This window comes from Bilophila sp. (genome assembly GCF_057864385.1).
Genome location: NZ_DBMAFI010000003.1, coordinates 104,959 through 123,303, shown reverse-complemented (window position 1 = coordinate 123,303; position 18,345 = coordinate 104,959). Strand labels below are relative to the sequence as shown.

11 protein-coding genes and 1 pseudogene are annotated in these 18,345 nt (G+C 53.1%); 4 read left to right on the top strand and 8 right to left on the bottom strand.

Annotated features, from left to right (window positions below; all coding sequences use genetic code 11):
* Positions 1–209: 209 nt before the first annotated feature.
* The 5 genes and pseudogenes from ACZM8Y_RS01785 to ACZM8Y_RS01765 all read right to left on the bottom strand — a co-directional run bounded on the left by ACZM8Y_RS01785 (position 210) and on the right by ACZM8Y_RS01765 (position 5,623).
* The gene (locus tag ACZM8Y_RS01785) at positions 210–401 is read right to left on the bottom strand and encodes a hypothetical protein (protein WP_489501522.1); all 192 of its coding nucleotides are present in this window, start codon (positions 399–401) and stop codon (positions 210–212) included.
* 1,177 nt (positions 402–1,578) lie between these two features.
* A complete protein-coding gene (locus ACZM8Y_RS01780) occupies positions 1,579–2,025 on the bottom strand; it encodes a TraR/DksA family transcriptional regulator (RefSeq protein WP_482332749.1) in 447 nt (148 codons plus the stop codon).
* Between the two features lie 166 nt (positions 2,026–2,191).
* Positions 2,192–2,845, bottom strand: a complete 654-nt coding sequence (locus tag ACZM8Y_RS01775) for an HAD family hydrolase (protein WP_482332745.1) — start codon at positions 2,843–2,845, stop codon at positions 2,192–2,194.
* A 921-nt stretch (positions 2,846–3,766) separates the two neighbouring features.
* Positions 3,767–4,418 (bottom strand): annotated as a pseudogene (locus tag ACZM8Y_RS01770) (IS1595 family transposase).
* A 488-nt stretch (positions 4,419–4,906) separates the two neighbouring features.
* A complete protein-coding gene (locus ACZM8Y_RS01765) occupies positions 4,907–5,623 on the bottom strand; it encodes an SDR family NAD(P)-dependent oxidoreductase (protein ID WP_479859539.1) in 717 nt (238 codons plus the stop codon).
* 1,169 nt (positions 5,624–6,792) lie between these two features.
* On the opposite strand from ACZM8Y_RS01765, the gene ACZM8Y_RS01760 reads away from it, so the two are divergent.
* From ACZM8Y_RS01760 to ACZM8Y_RS01750, 3 genes are all read left to right on the top strand, one after another.
* Positions 6,793–7,863, top strand: coding sequence for a YeiH family protein (locus ACZM8Y_RS01760; protein ID WP_482334426.1), 1,071 nt, complete (start codon positions 6,793–6,795; stop codon positions 7,861–7,863).
* Positions 7,864–8,391: 528 nt separating this feature from the next.
* The gene (locus ACZM8Y_RS01755) at positions 8,392–9,372 is read left to right on the top strand and encodes a LysR substrate-binding domain-containing protein (protein ID WP_482334424.1); all 981 of its coding nucleotides are present in this window, start codon (positions 8,392–8,394) and stop codon (positions 9,370–9,372) included.
* Positions 9,373–9,742: 370 nt separating this feature from the next.
* Complete coding sequence (locus ACZM8Y_RS01750) at positions 9,743–10,096, top strand: hypothetical protein (RefSeq protein WP_489501521.1); 354 nt, start codon at positions 9,743–9,745, stop codon at positions 10,094–10,096.
* 889 nt (positions 10,097–10,985) lie between these two features.
* Here the strand turns inward: ACZM8Y_RS01750 and ACZM8Y_RS01745 are convergent.
* Entirely contained in the window at positions 10,986–12,884 is a 1,899-nt protein-coding gene (locus ACZM8Y_RS01745; protein WP_489501520.1) for a hypothetical protein, read from the bottom strand.
* A gap of 232 nt (positions 12,885–13,116) precedes the next feature.
* Positions 13,117–13,908, bottom strand: a complete 792-nt coding sequence (locus tag ACZM8Y_RS01740; protein ID WP_302554665.1) for a ParA family protein — start codon at positions 13,906–13,908, stop codon at positions 13,117–13,119.
* 286 nt (positions 13,909–14,194) lie between these two features.
* Here ACZM8Y_RS01740 and ACZM8Y_RS01735 point away from each other — a divergent pair, with 286 nt between their 5' ends.
* Positions 14,195–15,631, top strand: coding sequence for a hypothetical protein (locus ACZM8Y_RS01735; RefSeq protein WP_479859332.1), 1,437 nt, complete (start codon positions 14,195–14,197; stop codon positions 15,629–15,631).
* A 1,837-nt stretch (positions 15,632–17,468) separates the two neighbouring features.
* Here ACZM8Y_RS01735 and ACZM8Y_RS01730 read toward each other — a convergent pair.
* Positions 17,469–17,915, bottom strand: coding sequence for a flavodoxin (locus tag ACZM8Y_RS01730; protein WP_482334101.1), 447 nt, complete (start codon positions 17,913–17,915; stop codon positions 17,469–17,471).
* Between the last annotated feature and the right edge of the window lie 430 nt (positions 17,916–18,345).

Below are 18,345 nucleotides of genomic sequence, written 5' to 3'. Positions count from 1 at the left end.
CTTGAGCTCGTGGGGGCGTCAAAGCACGCATTCCCGGCATACGCCGGAGGAACCCCCGTGAGGCAGGACGGCATTGGGAAGTCTTTTTGGCATTCCCGCCGTACACCGGAGGGAACCGTCCAAAACGCAGGCTTCCGGGCTTGATGAGCCCCTTCCGGCATACGGCGGAACCTCTTCCTCAACCATCGGCACGCGCTGCGCAACCTTCACTACAGCAAAAAGCGGACAAGGCTGATCACAGGGACGCCGCCGGATACCCTTCCGGCGGCCCCCCTATCCGCCACCAAAAACAAAAGTTCCGTTCCGGCATACACCGGGGCGGAACCTTTCCTTGGGCTCGTGGGGGCGTCAAAGCACGCATTCCCGGCATACGCCGGGGGATCCGTGAGGCAGGGCGGCATTGGGAAGTCTTTTTGGCATTCCCGCCGTACACCGGAGGGAACCGTCCAAAACGCAGGCTTCCGGGCTTGATGAGCCCCTTCCGGCATACGGCGGAACCTCTTCCTCAACCATCGGCACGCGCTATACAACCTTCACTACAGCAAAAAGCGGACAAGGCTGATCACAGGGATGCCGCCGGATACCCTTCCGGCGGCCCCCCCTATCCGCCACCAAAAACAAAAGTTCCGTTCCGGCATACACCGGGGCGGAACCTTTCCTTGAGCTCGTGGGGGCGTCAAAGCACGCATTCCCGGTATACGCCGGAGGAACCTGTGAGGCAGGACGGCATTGGAAAGTCTTTTTGGCATTCCCGCCGTACCGGGACGGAACCGTCCAAAGCGCAGGCTTCCAGGCTTGATGAGCTCCCTTCCGGCATACGGCGGAACCTCTTCCTTAACCATCGGCACGCGCTACGCAACCTTCACTACAGCAAAAAAGGCGGTGAACCGCCCCAACAACGGTAATCCGCCCAATCCCGCCCGATGCGCGGCACGATAACCCCACAGCGGCAGTGTGGCGGCTTCAAGAAAGGCCCTACCATAGTCTATGGTTGTTTTATTTCAGCAGAATGTTGAAAATAGAGACTTTTTCTCCAATTTTTCGATTAACGGACTCCATAGCCAAGACATTTTGCTGATTATTCCTTTGGAACTTCAAAGAAAAAGCAGCTGCGGAACGCCTTCCCACACCTGCGGAGAATCTTATGGAACACAGCGAGGCGGGAGCCGCGGGCAATTCCTTCCCGCACATGCGCGGGGAATCTTGCGCGCTCCCACCGCCGTTCGGAAGGAAGCCCTTACGCCTGCGGGCAGTCTGGATATACGCAGACCATAGGCATATTCACAGCCCTTGCCCACACCTGCGGGCAACTTGCCGCCTACGCGCCCAAGCCAATGCACTCCCTCCGTTTTCCGCATGGACGGGGCAAGCGCCGCTTGGCGAGGCATTCGCCTTTTCGATAATTTTTTAAAAATTCATTTTATATTTCATACAATTAAATACAATTTTCATTGGAAAACGCGAATATCTCCGCTTGGCTGGCCCCTTCCCGCATAGGGATACGGGCATATCCCACAGCCTTGTATGGCGCCCTCCGCCCTGACGCGCCCTTCCCAAAAGCCAGCGCCCCCTTTGGGGTTAGCGGCTTGCCTGCCTGCGGCGCGGCAGGAAAAACGGCATGGACGGCCTAACCGGACGCGGCGGCATCGTACGCCGGGGACGCGGGGCCTCAAAAGATCCGGCTACAGCCACGGCCCGCTCCTCTTCAAGTTCCTGCTGGCAAGCCACGCAGTACCGCACCGAAGGCGACGCCAAAAGCCGCAGGAGCGGTATGGGCTCCCCACACGCCTCACAGACGCCGTAGTCCATGACCTCGATGCGCCGCAGGGCGTTTTCCAAAGCCCGGATACGCTCAACACGCCGGGCGGTCAGGCGCTCGTCCACCGCATACTCGCTCAGGCGCGAGGCCAGTTCGTTTTCATCGGGACATTTGAAGGAAATCTCCGAAGACATCCGGGATGACCGCAGAGCCGAAAGCTCCCGTTCCATCATCCATTGCAATGCAGCCAACTGAGAGGTGTTCATACCGTTCCTCACTTGCGGGGGTTGTTCCGTGGATTCGGATGTATCCCCCGCAACGCGACGGCTTCATGGCACCCCTATGACTTTTTTGTGCGGCAGATGAAAGCGGTTGGAACGAAAGCGGATCTTCCCTCCTTCCCACAGAGACGCGCAAAACGGCTACAAGCCCTCAACAGCCCGAAGAACCCAGCATTTCACGCAGTTCCACAACGCTTGCCGCCAGCCGCGTGGCGCCGGACTCCACGAGTTCTTCCCGCGAGCCGTAGCCGTACAGCACCCCAATATCCGCAAGCCCGGCCTCGTGGGCACCCACGATGTCGTACTTCCTGTCACCCACCATGACCGCGCCCGACGGGGTTATGCCCTGCTCACGTATGGCGTAGCGGATCACGTCGATTTTGGAGGAGCGTTTCCCCTCCATATCCGCACCGTAGACACCATCCAGCGACCGAGCAAACCCGAAATGTTCCGCGATGCGCTTGGCGAACACCTCCGGCTTCGAGGTCGCCACAATGAGCCGCCCGCCAGCAGCACGCAGCGCTTCAAGCATTTCCGGCACTCCCGGATACGGGGCGTTCTCGAATATCCCCTTATCGCGGAAATACACGCGGTAGGTATCCACGGCCCGTTTCGCATCCGCGTCGCTCATGCCCATCGTCCCCCGGAACGAGTCGTACAGTGGAGGCCCGATGAACGACCGCAGCGTCTCCGGTTCCGCGTCCATCCCGAAGCTCCGCAGCGCGTACCGCACTGAATTGACGATCCCCGGTTCCGAGTCCGTCAGCGTCCCATCCAGATCAAAGAGTATTGTTTTGTATTGCATGGCTCACTTGTACGTCCGCCCCGGCCTTTGCGCAACCGCAGCCGGGATGCGGCACCAAGCGCAAGGGCCGCCATGCAGAGCGGGAGGAACCAAGAGGGAATGGGATAGCCCCCTGCGGCAAGGGGCCGCCCCATCCGGCTGATCCCTGCGCGAAAAGCCTGTGATGGGGCCTCCGGCGGCAGGGGCTGCCGCCCCTTGACTCTGCCCGGTGGGGCAAGCGCCCCCCGCATATGTAATCCGTTTCCTTCCAAACGGAGTGCGGAAAGAAACGGATCACATCCTGCATCAAGTGATTGCCTGTGAGGATGTGCATCATTCATTTGATAAGCACATCACAATATGAAGTTCCGCTCTAGGCCGTGTCGTCATTTTACATTTAACTATTTAAAATTATTGAAAACAATCTTTTGTGACTTAAAAGATAATTAAATAATTTCAATATATTATATCTAATTGACGACACAACCTAGTAAGCAGTTAATATAGGCCCTATCATAGGCTGTGACTGCTTTATTTTCACAGTATGGTGAAAATACCGCTTTTTCTCCAATCTTTCCGCTGACTGATTTTATATCTAAGGCATTTTATTGCTTATCTCTTGAAACATGAAGAAATAAAACATCTATCGTTTTCTGTGACACAGCCTTGATATTTTATTTTTTGAAAGGTGTATCATAGGAAATGGTCGATGCCTGATTTCTTGAAATTCCAAAGGAACAACCAATAAAATACCCCAAGCATGGAGTTCGCTAGCAGAAAAGCTGAGAAAAAGCCTGTATTTTCACTATGCTGTGGATATAAAATAATCATATATTATGCAGAGACTTTTGAAATCCCAAATGCCTAACCAAACAAAATACCTCAGCCAAGCCAGACAACGAAAAAGCTACATAAAAAGTATTGGGGCTGTCCTAGCTAAGGCTAATGTTTAGATTCTTTTACCCAATACTTTAACTGGGTTAAGAGCTCTTTATGGTTGCCACCGTTGAATCGTCATTCACACTCTTTCAGGAACCAGTAGAAATGTTCTGGCTTGATGCCGTTAAAGCGGCGCAAATGCCGTTTTGCCTGGCTCCTAAAATTATATCATATTGATATAATTTATTTATTTAACAAATAGCCTGTTATGATTGATTCGGTGATGATGAAAACAGCTTACGTCCAACGCATTATACGCCTTGAAAGTGTCTGTGTAGACGATGCTGTCCGGCTCAACCTGCTCCTCAATGATAGGCATCAGCGTTTTCTGTGCGGGCGTCAGGGATTATGGCCGTGTAAACCTTGCCACTGCGTTTTAACAAGCCAAAAAACACTATTTTTCCCGCTGCCCCGCGCCCGCATTTCCCTTTCCTGACCCCGCCCAAATAGCTTTCATCGGCTTCAACCTCTCCTGACAGGCGATAACTGGGCAAATGAGCGGCAATCAGGCGCCTGAGACGCATAAAGTGGGAAACCACTGTGTTACGTGAACGCCCACAAGTTCCCCGGCAGTGCGGGCTGTTGCCCCTGCCACGAATAGTTTTATCAATCCAGACTGTTGACGCAAACTTAATCTGCTTCGCCGTTCACACATGAGCTATCCTAACTATTTTTCCTTAGCTAGGACAGCCCCAAAGTATTTATCTTTACTATATTGTGGAAATATACTGACATACCTAACGACAAGGCCACATACAAAAGGTTCTGTCACAATATGTAGTTGTTTCATCTCCACAGTGCGCTGAAAATACAGACTTTTTATCCAGTTTTTCCATTAACGGAATCCATAGCTAAGATATTTTGTCGGTTTATTCCTTTGAAGTTTCAAGGAATAAAGCATCAGCCGTTTCCTATGGCACAGCCATACAAAAACCCGGCTGCCGCTCCGGGCAATTCACGCCATTCCCCAATCCCCCAAAAAATGTCGTCATTCCCCCGCCTGAGATGGGGGATTCGATAAAGTCAAAAGTCTTGGGAAGAGGAGGGGTGGGTTTGGGAGGGGAGGAGGAAGCCTTTCTTCAGAAAGGTTCCTCCTCCCCTCCCAATCTTCTCCTTCCCCCTTTCTCCTACCCTGCCCTTCCCCTACAGCTTCAAACGCTTCGCCACACACTCCGGCAGGGTACGGTACAGCGCAAGAAGGGGCCACCACCAGCCGGGCGTATAAAGCACGTCCCGGCCGCTGTGGACGGCGCGAAAAATGTCGCGGGCAACGCGTTCGGGCGAGGCCACGATGCAGGAGGGAAGACGCCGCCCGGCAATCATCCCCGTGGCAACGTACCCCGGCTTGACCGTCAGAACGTGGACGCCGGAACCCCAAAGCCGCGCCCGCAGGCCGGAAAGGAACGCCGTGAACCCCGCCTTCGCTGAACCGTAGGCATAGTTTGAAGCCCGCCCGCGATCGCCCGCCACAGAGCTCAGCCCGATGATCAGGCCGGCCCCACGCGCTTCAAAAGCCTCCGCAGCCTGCAGGAGCACGGGAACCAACCCGGTAAAATTGCACTCCATAACCCGGAGCGCCTCCTTGGGAGATCGGCACGCACAATCCTGATCCCCAAGCAGGCCTACCGCGCACAGCACCGCATCCGGGCAGGACGGCAAAAGCCCCCACAGGGCGGAACGCGAAGCCGGATCAAGCGCGTCGAACGGAAAAACCGGCGCCCCGCCGCAGGCATCCGCAACTTCGCGGAGACGCTGGCTATCCCTTCCGGCAAGCTGCAATGTCCAGCCGGAATCCGCAAACAACCGGGCCGCAGCTTGGGCTATGCCGGAAGTCGCCCCCAATACAAGCATCGTCGGCATATGGCCTCACATATCAATGGCTGCAATAGATTCATGAGCCTGAAGGCCGGATTGATAACTTCCCATTGTCAATCCAATCTGATTTATCCGTTTGCAGCTCAATGGCAGAGGGTGGTAAATGTACATCCAACAGATAACAACTTTTCTTTGGAGGTTCATTATGGATATGCAGTCTCGGTTCATTCTCCTTACGGTTGTCTTTCTTCTCGTCGGTCTGGTACGCGGTTATTGTGCCATGAAGGAAATGTAAAAACATTCACAAAAATATGGTGCTGAGAACAGATATGTTTGCCCAGTCCTCCCTGCTTCTTTTCAATATCGCTTTGCTCCTTACCTACAGTCTCCTTCAAGCCATGAAGAAGATGTAAAAATATCAACCGGACAAAAGGGATACCGCCGTATTGACACAGCCAGCGTTGGCCGAACCTTATGGTGCTACTCCCATGCGCTTCTATAAAGCCCATGCGCCACATACGGCAAGACAACGATATTCTGCATTTCTTATTAGGGGCCTTTCATACCCGCTCAGTTGGCCTTTCCCCTTCTCGGCATGGACATCTTTGCTACATCCGTTCCGCACGGGAGGATGAAGCGTTAAAGGGAGCAAGGAGCTCCGCTCAACCCCTTTCGTTCTCCTTATACACTTTTCTTCGCGTGCAACGCCGCCCCGTGCCGTTCAACCCCGCTAAAAATGGAGTTTTCCCATGACCATGCAGTCCGTGCTCTCAATGCTCCCCTTCCTGCTCCTTGCCGCCGCCATGTTCCGCATTTGTTCCGCTATCCTGGACAGTTGACCTTTGGGGGAGGTTCATCATGACCATCCAGTCCCTTTTCACTTTGAGGCCCTTCACCATTCTGGCCGTCGGCATTAGCCGCATCTACTGCACCACTAAGGAAATCTGATGTATCGAACTGCAAAACGCCGTGCGGCACGAGAAGGCTGTCCCAAAGGACGGCCTTTTTTTATGCCGTTTCGTGCGGGGGGATTCACGAACCTCTTTCCCACTTTGTGATGCATGTCACAGATAAATGAATATTCTCAACAGGATACTGAATAGTTTCGTTTATTGAACCGATACGATTTATCCGTTTGTTTTCAGGATGGGGATAAGACAAAACAGATGCTGCAAAGTCCGCACGTCATCAATAAACCGCAAAGGAGCCCATCCATGCAGTCGGAAAAAGCCATCGGGAACGGATACCATATACAGCTCATGAACGGCATCCTGTTTGTCGTCTTGTTCGCCAGCGCCGCCTATCAGCTTTCACAGTGGCATTACATTTCCCTTTTGGGCATCAGCCCCCTCATTGTGGGCATCGTGCTCGGCATGATTTACGGCAATACGCTCCGGCTGCATCTTCCAGTCTACTGGCTGCCCGGCATCCTGCTCTCTTCCAAGGTATTGCTGCGCGCCGCCATCGTCCTTTACGGCTTCCGCCTTACCTTCCAGGATCTCCTGCTCGTCGGTTTCAACGGGCTGGCGATCAGCTCCATCATGTTGATAAGCACGTTTCTCGGCGGCGCTTGGCTTGGGATCAAGGCCTTCGGCCTGCCCCGCCGCCTTGCCCTGCTCACAGCCGCCGGGAGCTCCGTTTGCGGGGCCGCCGCCGTACTCGCCGCCGAACCCGTGGTTAAGGGCGAATCCTATGAAAGCAGCATCGCCGTGGGCACGGTCGTGGTTTTCGGAACCATCGCCATGTTCGTCTATCCCTTCCTGTACAGCCACGGCTTCCTTGACATGGGCGAAAAGGCTTACGGCATGTTCGTGGGCGGAACCCTGCATGAGGTCGCGCACGCCGTAGCCGCCGGACAAGCCGTTTCCGCCGATGCGGGCAACACCGCCGTCATCGTCAAGATGATCCGCGTAATCATGATCGCGCCCCTGCTCATTTGCCTCGGCTTCTGGCTGAACCGATTCCCTGAAAAAACGGAAGAGGAAAGCCGTGCGCCTTCCTACGGCACCTACAGTTTCAGCAACTTCCCGTGGTTCGCCGTCCTGTTCATCGCGTGCATCGGCATCAACTCGCTCGGCATCATCCCCAAGCAGGCCGTCAGCGTCATCAATTCGCTGGATATCTTTATGCTCACTATGGCCATGTGTGCCCTCGGCATGGAAACCAGCCTCGAAAAGGTTCGCATGGTCGGCCCCAAGCCCTTCCTCCTTGCGGGCGTACTCGCCCTGTGGCTCATCGGCGGCGGCTATTTCGTAACCCGCTCCATCCTCGCCCTCAACTTTTAGCGCAGTTGGGCTTTGAAGGCATCAGGCTTTGGGGGGAACATTCATTGAAATGTTCCCCCTTCCTCTTTTCAGAACCTTTGTGAGCCTTCTTCCCCAATACGTTACCAGACACCCACAAGAGTGCCCTCCTGCCTTCTTTGCCGCACTGGGCCTGATCCCACATCAGGGCGGGGCAGGATCAAACGGAAACGGAATGCCGTCGGCGTTCACAAAAGAACGTACAACAAATATCGTCTGGCGACGTCCCACGGCGCATTCACGCGACTGTCAAAAAAACAAACGTATTTTCACGCTGTTGCATGAACATATCCCTGAATGGATTCCGAATGGGCACAGGCGGCCCCCCTCACGCGGGGGCGCCCAAGCGTCCTTCAACGGCGTAACCCATGCTAAAAAAGGCATGGGAAAAAAGAAACATCTTCCATATGTTGCGTTTCAGTACGGTTGCCGTCCCATACCGGATCCGTTACCAAGGAAGGATGGCATTGCGGTTTGCCGCAGACAACCGGCAGCAAAGAGGAGGGGTTTATGACGCTTCGGTATCTGGAAGTTTTTTTGGCCCTGGCGAGGACGCCGAATATGCGGGACACTGCGGCCAAGCTGTTCATATCGCAAGCGGCGGTTTCCAGTGCGCTCCGGGATTTTGAGGCGGAGCTGGGGGTTTCTCTGTTCGACCGGATGGGCCGGGGCATCCGGCTCAACGACAAGGGGCGGCTGCTCGAAGAACGGCTGGCCCCGCTGTACAATCAACTCAAGAATGTGCTCGCGCTGGTGGCGAGTGACGAGCTGGCGGGCAAAATCCGCATCGGCGCGTCCACCACGCTGTCCGACTTCGTGCTGCCGCAAGTGCTGTATAATTTCAAGATGCGGCATCGCCATGTCGAAATCGAATGTGAGTCGGGGAATACGGCGGATATTGTGCGCCATGTGGAACACGGCCTGCTCGACGTCGGATTTGTGGAAGGGGACGTCCACAACCTCGCCGTGGAGATCACCCCCCTCGCCAAGGAATCCCTCGTGATCGTTACCGCGGACAAGGCTTTGGCCGAGGCCGGGCCGTACCCCATTGAGGCCCTGCTCAGCCGCCATTGGCTGCTGCGCGAACCGGGATCAGGGACGCGGGAAACATTCCTGCGCCAACTTACCCCGCGCGGCCTGCGTCCGCAGATCCTTCTCGAATTTGAGCATAACGATTCCATCAAGCAAGTTCTCCGCAATCCGGGCATGCTCTCCTGCCTCTCCCCGCGCATCGTGCAACGGGAAGTCCGCGCCGGCGAACTGTTCATCGTCGGGGTAAGCAACGCCCAGTTCGACCGCACCATCTACCGCGTTGAGCACAAGGCCCTCCCCTTTTCAAGCCTCAAGGAGGCGCTCTCCAAAGAGGTGGAATCCTGTCTTGAAGAAGAGGAACGCCTATGCCATCTCGCCTTGAAGGGCAACGAGCCTTTTCCGAAACATGAAACGGAAAAGGCGGCATCCCGGAAGGCGGCGCAACATGCTCATGTGTGAACCGTTTTCCGGCTCCTCCCATGCCGTGAAGCTGCGGGGCCGAGCACAACTAGCCTTCGTTCCCGGCCATAGACAGAAAGAGACCCCGCCAGCTTCCCCGCCGCTTTTTTTGGAATGCGGAGCCCGCTTTTTTACCTGCTCATAAGCAGCATGATACGGAGAACCCCCAACTCCGGATCAAAAGGGGAAACGATAACCTTTTCCCGCTTCCATCCCAAAGAGAGCCGATACACAGATCGAACGTAGGAAAATCTGGACAAAGATAATAAACGCGTGTTCGCTTCATGCGGCGAACGGCACTCAAAAAACAGCAGGCGGAGAAAATATTTTCCCCGCCTTTTTCATATCCTCCCCGGAAACCCGTCTTTCAATGATTCAACATCACACGGGAACCTTTTCTAAAGGGATTCATCACAGTTTCCATTCTCTACTTTCTTCATCATCCCTTCATTTTTCGCATATCTTTTTAAGTATGGTTCCAGCAGGTTGCCTGCACACAAATTATGGCACGCAAAAACTTTGGCAAACAGAGGAGGCCATCACCCTGCTTTCCGTATGTTCCTGCCTTAAGGCCAGTTACCACATTTTACTCTGCTGTAACATATTTTATGTTGATCCAAACATTACCGAAAAGGAAGCGCTGACCCGCTTTTGGGTTCCCCCATTGCGGCAATACGGGAAACAGGCTCTTTCTCATATTCGTCATAATGCCCACTTTCGGTAAAATGGCTCCCCATGTACGGTCAAATGACCACCTTTTTTCGGTAAATCCCCCACTTGAATACGGCTAAATGCCCACCACCAGCCTTTCAAATCCCTTGAGCATCAAGGGCTGAACGGGCCCCTATAAGGATTTCAATATTCCAAAGGAGTTCAATAAGAAAATAATTTTCCCTCTGCGGAAAACAGCAACTGCTAAGAATGAACACAGGTAGGTAGGAGAGAGAGAGAGAGAGAGAGAGAGAGAGAGAGAGAGAGAGAGTGTGTGTGTGTGTGTGTGTGTGACACTCAGCGGCGGAGGTTCAAAGCCGTATTATATGTGCTGAATGATGGTCATCGACAAATAATTACTCTTGATGATAGCTGATGATGGTCAGTAACGGTTTTTATAGTACAAAGGGAATTTTTTAGATAACTATTAATGACGGTCGATAACTGTCATTAGCTATTCCAAACAGTAAATTTTTTTAAAAGGTTTGGCTGTGTCATGATATGTGCTTGTTCCATCTCCACAGCACGCGGAAAATACGGCTTTTTTATCCGGTTTTCCCATTGACGGAATCCACAGCTAAAACATGTTGTTGGTTATCCCTTTGGAACTTCAAAGAAAAAAGCAGCAGCCATTTTCTATGGCACAGCCAAATGTTTTCACGTCGAAAATACTCTTCCAACTGCGGGAAACAGGCGGTCGCCGGAAGGCATAAGCCCCATTTATTTGCGCTGGCAATGCCGGATCGAGCGTCCCTTAAACTTTAAAATTATAACATAATTGTAATATGTTATAATGAATTGCTCCAGAGCATCCGGTGTGCCTAATGCTGGGGACAAGGGGCGGTCTGGTCTGTACTACATCCAGACCGGCCGCGGTTTTCTTTTGGTGAAAAAAGAGCGAATTACTTAAAGAGGCTGCGGGCTTCCGCGAGTTCACGTTCCTCTTCGGCTTTTTGACGGAGACGCAGCACTTCAGGATCTACATACCCTTCAGGACGCGGATAGTGCCCTTGCCGCTGCATGATGCGCAGCCATAGGGTGACATGCTCAGGGCCTGAGGAGACGCCATTGGCAAGCTCCCAATCAAGGTAGCGCAAACACCGCGGCACGTTTTCCGGTTCCCATCCCTGCAACTGATAGGCACGCTTAAGCTGTGTCAGATGGGCTGGCCCGAACCCCGCAGCCGCAGCAAAAGGCCACAAAATGGCGATGAAGTCTCCATCAGTATTCCATATGCAGGTGTCATCCAGCGGTAACGCAGGTGCCGCTTCAGGCGTTTTTGTGACTGCCTGTGATTGTTGCTGATAGGTTGTTGACTGTTTGATACGTGAAGGGACAGTCATTGTCGGTAATGGATTGTCATCAATGAATTCGACACATACGCCGTGTGCATCTCCGGTGCGGACTTGCGTTGTACAGATGACGCCTTCGCGTACAAGGCGGCTTATGGTGTTGCGGACTGTGCCGTAGGAAAGCCCGATCGCTGGGGCTAGGCGTTTAAGGTTGACGACGACTTGGGGGGATTGTTGCCTCAATGCGGTGAGCGCATCTAGAAGTATCTGCCGTGCTCCGCCAAGATGGGCATTTTGAAGTGTGGCCGCAGCTATGGACGGCGAAATGCCTTGGGGGACGGCGGATTGCGTGGACGTATGTTTTATTTGCTCTGAATGGAAAGAACTATCGGGGTGATCATGGGGAGTTGCTACACTGATGACTGTTTGTGACGATTTGAAGCTGTCATTTTGAGATGCGGGACGTGCAGCCACAGCGTTTGGGGAGACAACGGTCTTAGATTGAAAAGGTTCCGCTAAGAGTGGAGATTGCCCGTCAGGATAAAGGGACTCCATTCCTGTTGTCGTATAGAATTGATAGTCAGTGACAGTTTGTGACTGAGTATGTGATGCCTGTGTGTCTGCTGCGTGGCTGGCTATATCCTCCGGCTGTCTTACCGGATCAGCATGAGCGGAAGGCGCTTGGCAAATATCCTGCGATGTGTCTGTCACGATGTCAGACGATGACTGTTTGTGATAGGTGTATGACAGTTGTTGACAGTCTATATCTCTGGAAAGAAGAACCGTTGGCTGGCATGGGGCGGATTGTTTTTGACTGTCGTCAGTTGTTGTTTTCTGTATTAAGCTGTCATCAACTGACATTGATGCTTTTATACAATCCGAGATGTCATGCGCTGCCTGAATCTGTGCGGCAGAAGGTTCATCCCGGCTAGCTGAGTGGGAATATGCGGGGGGGGCATCCGGTGTGCAGGCAGCATTGAAAACCTCCCCTGAAGCTGGATGGGGTTCAGGGGAAGGGCTCAGGAATGGTTCTGTCTTCGCAACGGTGGCAGGGAGGGGGATTTCCTTTTCAGAAGCAGCAGGCAGCTCAGAAGGCTCTGCCGTCCCTTGTCCGGCTGTTTGAGAGGGGGTGGAGCCCGTCCCTTCAAGAGGCTGCAAGCCGCTGTCTGCTGCGGCACAAGCGGAGTCTGCGGGGGCACAAGCGGAGTCTGCGGGGGCAAGATTTCCCTCGGAGGGCCCAGCTACGGCAGATGTGCAGGGGGCCGCCTGAGGCGGCTCTTCGCAGATGGGCGCATCGGGATTGGGGGCCGGCGTTATTTCTTCCTCAGCAATGGGGGGGGCCGCTACTGGGGATTCGACGGTGCTTTCCGCATCGCCGGACATGGCATCTATGGCCTCATCAGATTGATGCTTCGGCGGCTGGCTCATTTTACGCATCTTGGCGGCCGCTTCCCGAAGGTCGGCACCTAGAGCGAAGGTAAAGTCCGGCATGCTTGATTTCTTAGCCATGTCAGTTCCTTACGGAAGGAAGAGGATAAAGTGCACCGGGAGGGGGAAAGCTGTTTCTGGCGGAGAAAGGATATTACTCATAAGTAGCATGGTACGGCTAATAACGAGATTCAATCCCTAACGGTACACGTTGCCTCTTCCGGGAAAGAATTAGATGTTACCAATCATTCAAATTAAAAAGAGGAATATGAAGCGCCAAAACAGGCCTTGCCCGCATGCCCATTTGGGATGCTCAGGCATTTTTGGGATCAAGCCGGGCTTCTATTTCTTGTGCCAACTCACGGTAGCTGCGGCAGGAAGAACAACCGTCATCGTAGTCGCAGACGGCAAGATTGCTCATAACGGCCTTGTTCAGCGTAGTATTTCTTGGGATGGTCGTACGGAATACCATTTCCTCGCCGAAAGTCCCAATCGCCACGTTGCGGATGGTCTTCGCGGCATTATTGCGGCCGTCGTACATAGTCAGCAGTACGCCCATGATCGCGAGGTTCGACTCGGTATCGGCACGCAGGGTTTCCGCGACCTTGATAAGATGGCTCACGCCGGAAAGGGCATAAGTGTCCTCAACTCCAACCGGAATAATGATATAGTCCGTAATGATAAGCGCGTTCGTCAGGAGCGCGCCCTCAATAGTGGGCGGGCAATCCAGCAGGATGTAATCGTAGGTGTTCAGTGCCGCCTTATCGAGCGCCTGGCGGAATCCGAAAAAGCGCTTGATGGAATTGGAAAGCGTACTTACCGTAGCGTACACGTTCAGATTGGCGGGGATCAGATCCAGCCCTTCATATTTGGAAGGCACGGCCGCCGCCGAAAACGAAAGCCCGGTAAAAAGATTTGCCACGGTGCGGGGTTGCTCGTATGGAGATATGGTTCCGAGGGTCAGCGAGGCGTTCCCCTGAGGATCACAGTCCACAACAAGCACACGGCGTTTGCGTTTAGCGAGGCAATACGCTACGTTAACAGTGCTCGCGGTCTTGCCCACGCCACCTTTGTGGTTTGCAAAAGCGATGACTTTCGCTGCCATGAGATCCTCCGATTTACGTATGATGTGTCGATTTTTTTGCACGATACACAAAAAAAGTCAATGATCATCCTGAATAAAAGCGGTAAATGTATGCGGAGAATGGCCGCCATCAACATTTTCTAGAGTCGGAAATGAGCGGCGAGGGCTGGGGAAAGAAAGGCCTTTTGCGGAGTTTGACACCTTTTTCTTCTATGGATGCGCGCCCGGCGCCTCCGGGTTTCAGCACCTTCCGGCGGCCCTTGTGCCGTTTGGACGGCAGGCTGGTGCTCTAATGCGGAATATTGCTATGGCCAATAAGATGAAATCCGTAGGTGAAGCGTTGCAGGGCTTTCTTGAGGCGGCTGGCCCCTCCCCCCTTTCCCCTGAGGAGCGGGAGCGCCTGAGGCTGTACAACCCCACGCTTGCCGCGCAGATCGATGCACTCGACTGGAAGGATGTTCCGGCTTTTATCGTTGCGATCATTGAAGAGTGGCGCAGAAATGGAAGCCCTTCCTCTAAGGCTTGCCGTCCGCTTGCCGCGCCTGATGAGCGGAAACGGCCCTTGCCTGTGAGCCTTGAGGAGCTCGCCCGCGAACAGGCGAGGGAGGCGGCGTGTGAAGTCGTCAGGGCGGCTTCACCGAAGCCCGTTCCTGCGCCCAGCCCTGTTGAGGCCGCTCCTCCAGCCCCCCTGCCTGCCCCTAAAGCTGAGGAACGCCCTTCACTTTGGTGCGGCTATCCAACCAGCATTGCACGCGTTTCGCCGTTTTTTCCGATGAATAACCTTGAAAAGGGGCGCCGGGATGCGCTGATGCGTGATCCCGACATTACTTCGCGTGAAAAAGGCGGCATTGCGGCGTCTGGGGCTTTCTTCTTTAAGGAACGCATCTCTTCTGGGCCGTGGGGTGATATCCTTTATACGGGGCCGAAACTCAGCGTTGAGGAGGAGGATGTGCTGATGGCTCTGCTGGCGATCATTGAATCCGGGGCTGAGGGGGTCGAGGCACGCCATGCCCGCTCGGCCGGAACGCTTCCCGCAAAGGATACGGAAGAGGGTTTTGTGCCTGTCGCCCCGGAGCTCCCCGAAGCCCCGTATGTTTCCGGAGGCGTGGAGGCTTTTCCGGAACCTGTGCGGTCGGCGTTCCCGGAGAGCGGTACGGGAAAATTTACCTATCGCGGCCCGTTGCTGCCGATCCTGCGTTTGATGGGGCATAAGAGGCCGGGGAAGAACCATTATACGCGCTTGGTGACAGGGCTCACATGCCTTGCGCACGGAACCATCGAATTGGTGGTGCGTGAAAGGGGGCAGGAGACGTTCTACGACCTTACGCACATTATCTCGAATTTGCGCCTGCGCGGAAAAAATGATGCGGAACGGGATATTTCAGTGACAATCAGCCCGTTCTTCCGGGAAATGTACGTGGCGAACAGGCTTACTTGGATTGACGTGGCCAAGCGCTTCCAGATCAGGGGAAGCATTGCGAAGGCCATGTACCGCTTCTGCCAGTCGCACAGGGAAAACCCGGTTTTCCGGGGGGATATCCGCACGCTGGCATTGGCGCTGAATATGGATCCGCGCTCGCCGTTAAAGGAAACGCGCCGGCAGATTCGGGATGCCATCGCGGAATTGGCGGAAAAGAAGGTGCTGGAGAAAACCAGTATCCTGACCAAGGGGAATATCGTGATCCTCAACCGTACAGCCGAAGCCCTTCCATCCCGAAGGCGGGGGCGCAGGAAAGAAGACTAGACAAACGAGGCCGTGTAAACGGCCTTTTTTATGCGTTGTCCTTTTGATGCCGCTCCGCCATTTCCATATCCGTATATACTCTTGGCCGTGCCGGGTTCCCTTCCCTGCACGGTGGGCGTTCAGACGTTTTGGGTATTTTTGAAAAATAAATATATTTTTCAATCTATTATCGTCAATCAGTGGGCATATTGCCGTATAGCTTCCCGTCGTGCGCTGTCCTTCGTTTTTTCTCTGGAAAGCCATATGACAGCTAATGTGCGTCATAAGCCGTCACGAACGCACTTTAGCTGTCACTGTCGATAACGTATTGTTTTCGTTGACACCTAAAAAAGGTTTTCGTGGATTTTTTATTGAGGCTCTCTGAATCCTTAGGAAAGGCGGATGCAGGGGGAAAACAGTTTCTATAATTAAATTTTTCATAATATTTCAATGTAATATATACAAAAAGCGAATATTTTGCCGAATCGTTTCCGATAGGAAGGAGCGGACATCCTCAGCTTCTTCGATGACACCTCGATAGCACATCTTCCCTGTTGTTTCTTTATATAAATATATTTTTATTCTACATGGTTATTGAGTATTAGTGGCCGTTTTGACGTGCTCCGTTTTCGTGTCTGGCAATGCCTGTCCGAAGCTATCATTGTCAGTCATTCACTGCTGGTTGCAGATGTTGTCTGACGGTAACAGATGGTGATGAACAGAAACAGTCCTTTCAAGGAAACTGAGGGAAAATTTTTCTGGATGGATGCCTGTTGCAAATTGTCAATGACAGATGCTGACTGGTGAAGATTCCTATGAAGACAGGGGAAAACAAGGGACTCCTCACGAAGGATCTGCCATAGTATGTGGTTGCTTCATCCTCACCGCACGGTGAAAAGACGGCCTTTTTCTCCAGCTTTCCCCTTGGCGGAATCCCCGGCTAAGGCATGTTGCTTGTTCCTTTGGAACTTCAAGGAAAAAGTATCAGCCGCTTTCTAGGGCACAGCCAAATGCGAAAAGAGCTCGTTCCGGGAAAACGCTGAGGAGGGGAATCAGGTAATGGAGACGAAAAAGGCTCCGTCATGATATGTAGTTGTTTCATCTCTTCAGTATGGCGAAAATACAGCCTTTTTTTCCAGTTTTTTCCGTTGGCGGCTTTAGAGGTATCCTATTGGTTCTTCCTTTTAAACTTTGAGAAAGGCTGTGCCATAGAAGACGGTTGATACGTTATTTCTTGAAATTTCAAAGGAATAGCCAATAAGATACCCCAATCATGGAGCCCATCAGCAAAAAATTGGAGAAAGAATCTGTATTTTCAGCATATTGCAGATATGAAACAGCCAGATACCATGACAGCGCCAAGAAAAAAACATCAGCCGTTTTTTAGGTTGTGCCGTCAATTATATAATCTATTGAAATTGTTTAATTGTTTTTAGGTTGTAAAAAGATTATTTTTAATAGTTTTAAATAATTATATGTGAAATAACGACACGACCTAGGACACAGCCTTTACGAAAAGCACGCCACCGGGGGAGGACTCCTTGGCTTTTTGGGAGGAAACGGTGCGGGGTGCGAATGTTTGAAGGGCCCTAGAGCGCAAGAAGGCACGGCGTACTGTACTTGTAAAGGGCCCTGCCCCAATGAGGCGTAACTCGGCGGCATTGGGCGCGGCATGGAAGAGGGGATGGTTTGGATAGCCATATTCCCTTGAGGGCTCAATGATGGAAAAAGTATCGCCCCGGTTCGGCGGTCGAACCGGGGCGCAAGGAGGAGGGGGGTGGGTCGGAGAGGTCGAGATGACTCCGGCCCGTTGCGCTCGCAAGGAAACGAGCATTTGGAAGGAAGATTTTTTGGGTTCCTACAACGCCTCAAGGACAGCCTTGGCCCATTCGTGGATTTCCGGCTGGTCGGACTGGGCTTGCCCATCGATTTTAAGGCCCTCAGCGACAACATTCGCGCCCAGCCGTTCAAGAGCGCCTTCGATGACGTCGACGGCCCCGCAGAAGTATGTGAAACTGCGGTCCCCCGTGGCGAAACAGGCTGTTTTGTGCCCCTTGGCGTTGATGAGGTCGAACTGCTGGAACAACGTATCAAAATCGTCCTGTAGGACGATTTCGTCGTCGCCCCATGCGGAACAGCCGAAAAGGATCATATCCCATCCGTCGCAAAGCCCGGGCGCGCTGGCGTCGGCGGCATTGAGAAGGGTGGGCTCATGTCCGGCCTCTTGGATAAAGCGTCCAAGGATTTCCGCGAGAGCTTCCGTGTTGCCGGTCGTGGAGCCGTAAACAATCAGTACTTTACTCATGCTCTACTCCATGATGAAACGGTTTTGTTCCCGTACACTCGCTCTTTTGGGCCGGAAAAGGCAATGAGAACACGCGAAGCTGAGAAAAGCCCATGTGTTCAGAAATTTCTTTGCCGGATGCCGAAGGACTGCTTCCGAGGGGGGGGATCGGCATCCGGCTGGAGAAGCCGGGCCAACCACCTCCCGGCTCCTGTGCCGATTTCTCGGCAACAGTTTGACTGGAGACGGGGGTACTGCCTGCTTCCTCGTCGTCCGTGAAAAGACAATAATGAAATTGAAATTCTTTTTCAAGTATAAAGTTCGCTTTTTTTCAAAATTCTTGAAAAAATATGCTATTACATTGAAAATACAGTATATTTTATCATGAAAAACACTGAAGCCTCTATTCTTTGGAGCTCCCAATAACGTACCAATGAGATGCCCCAATGAT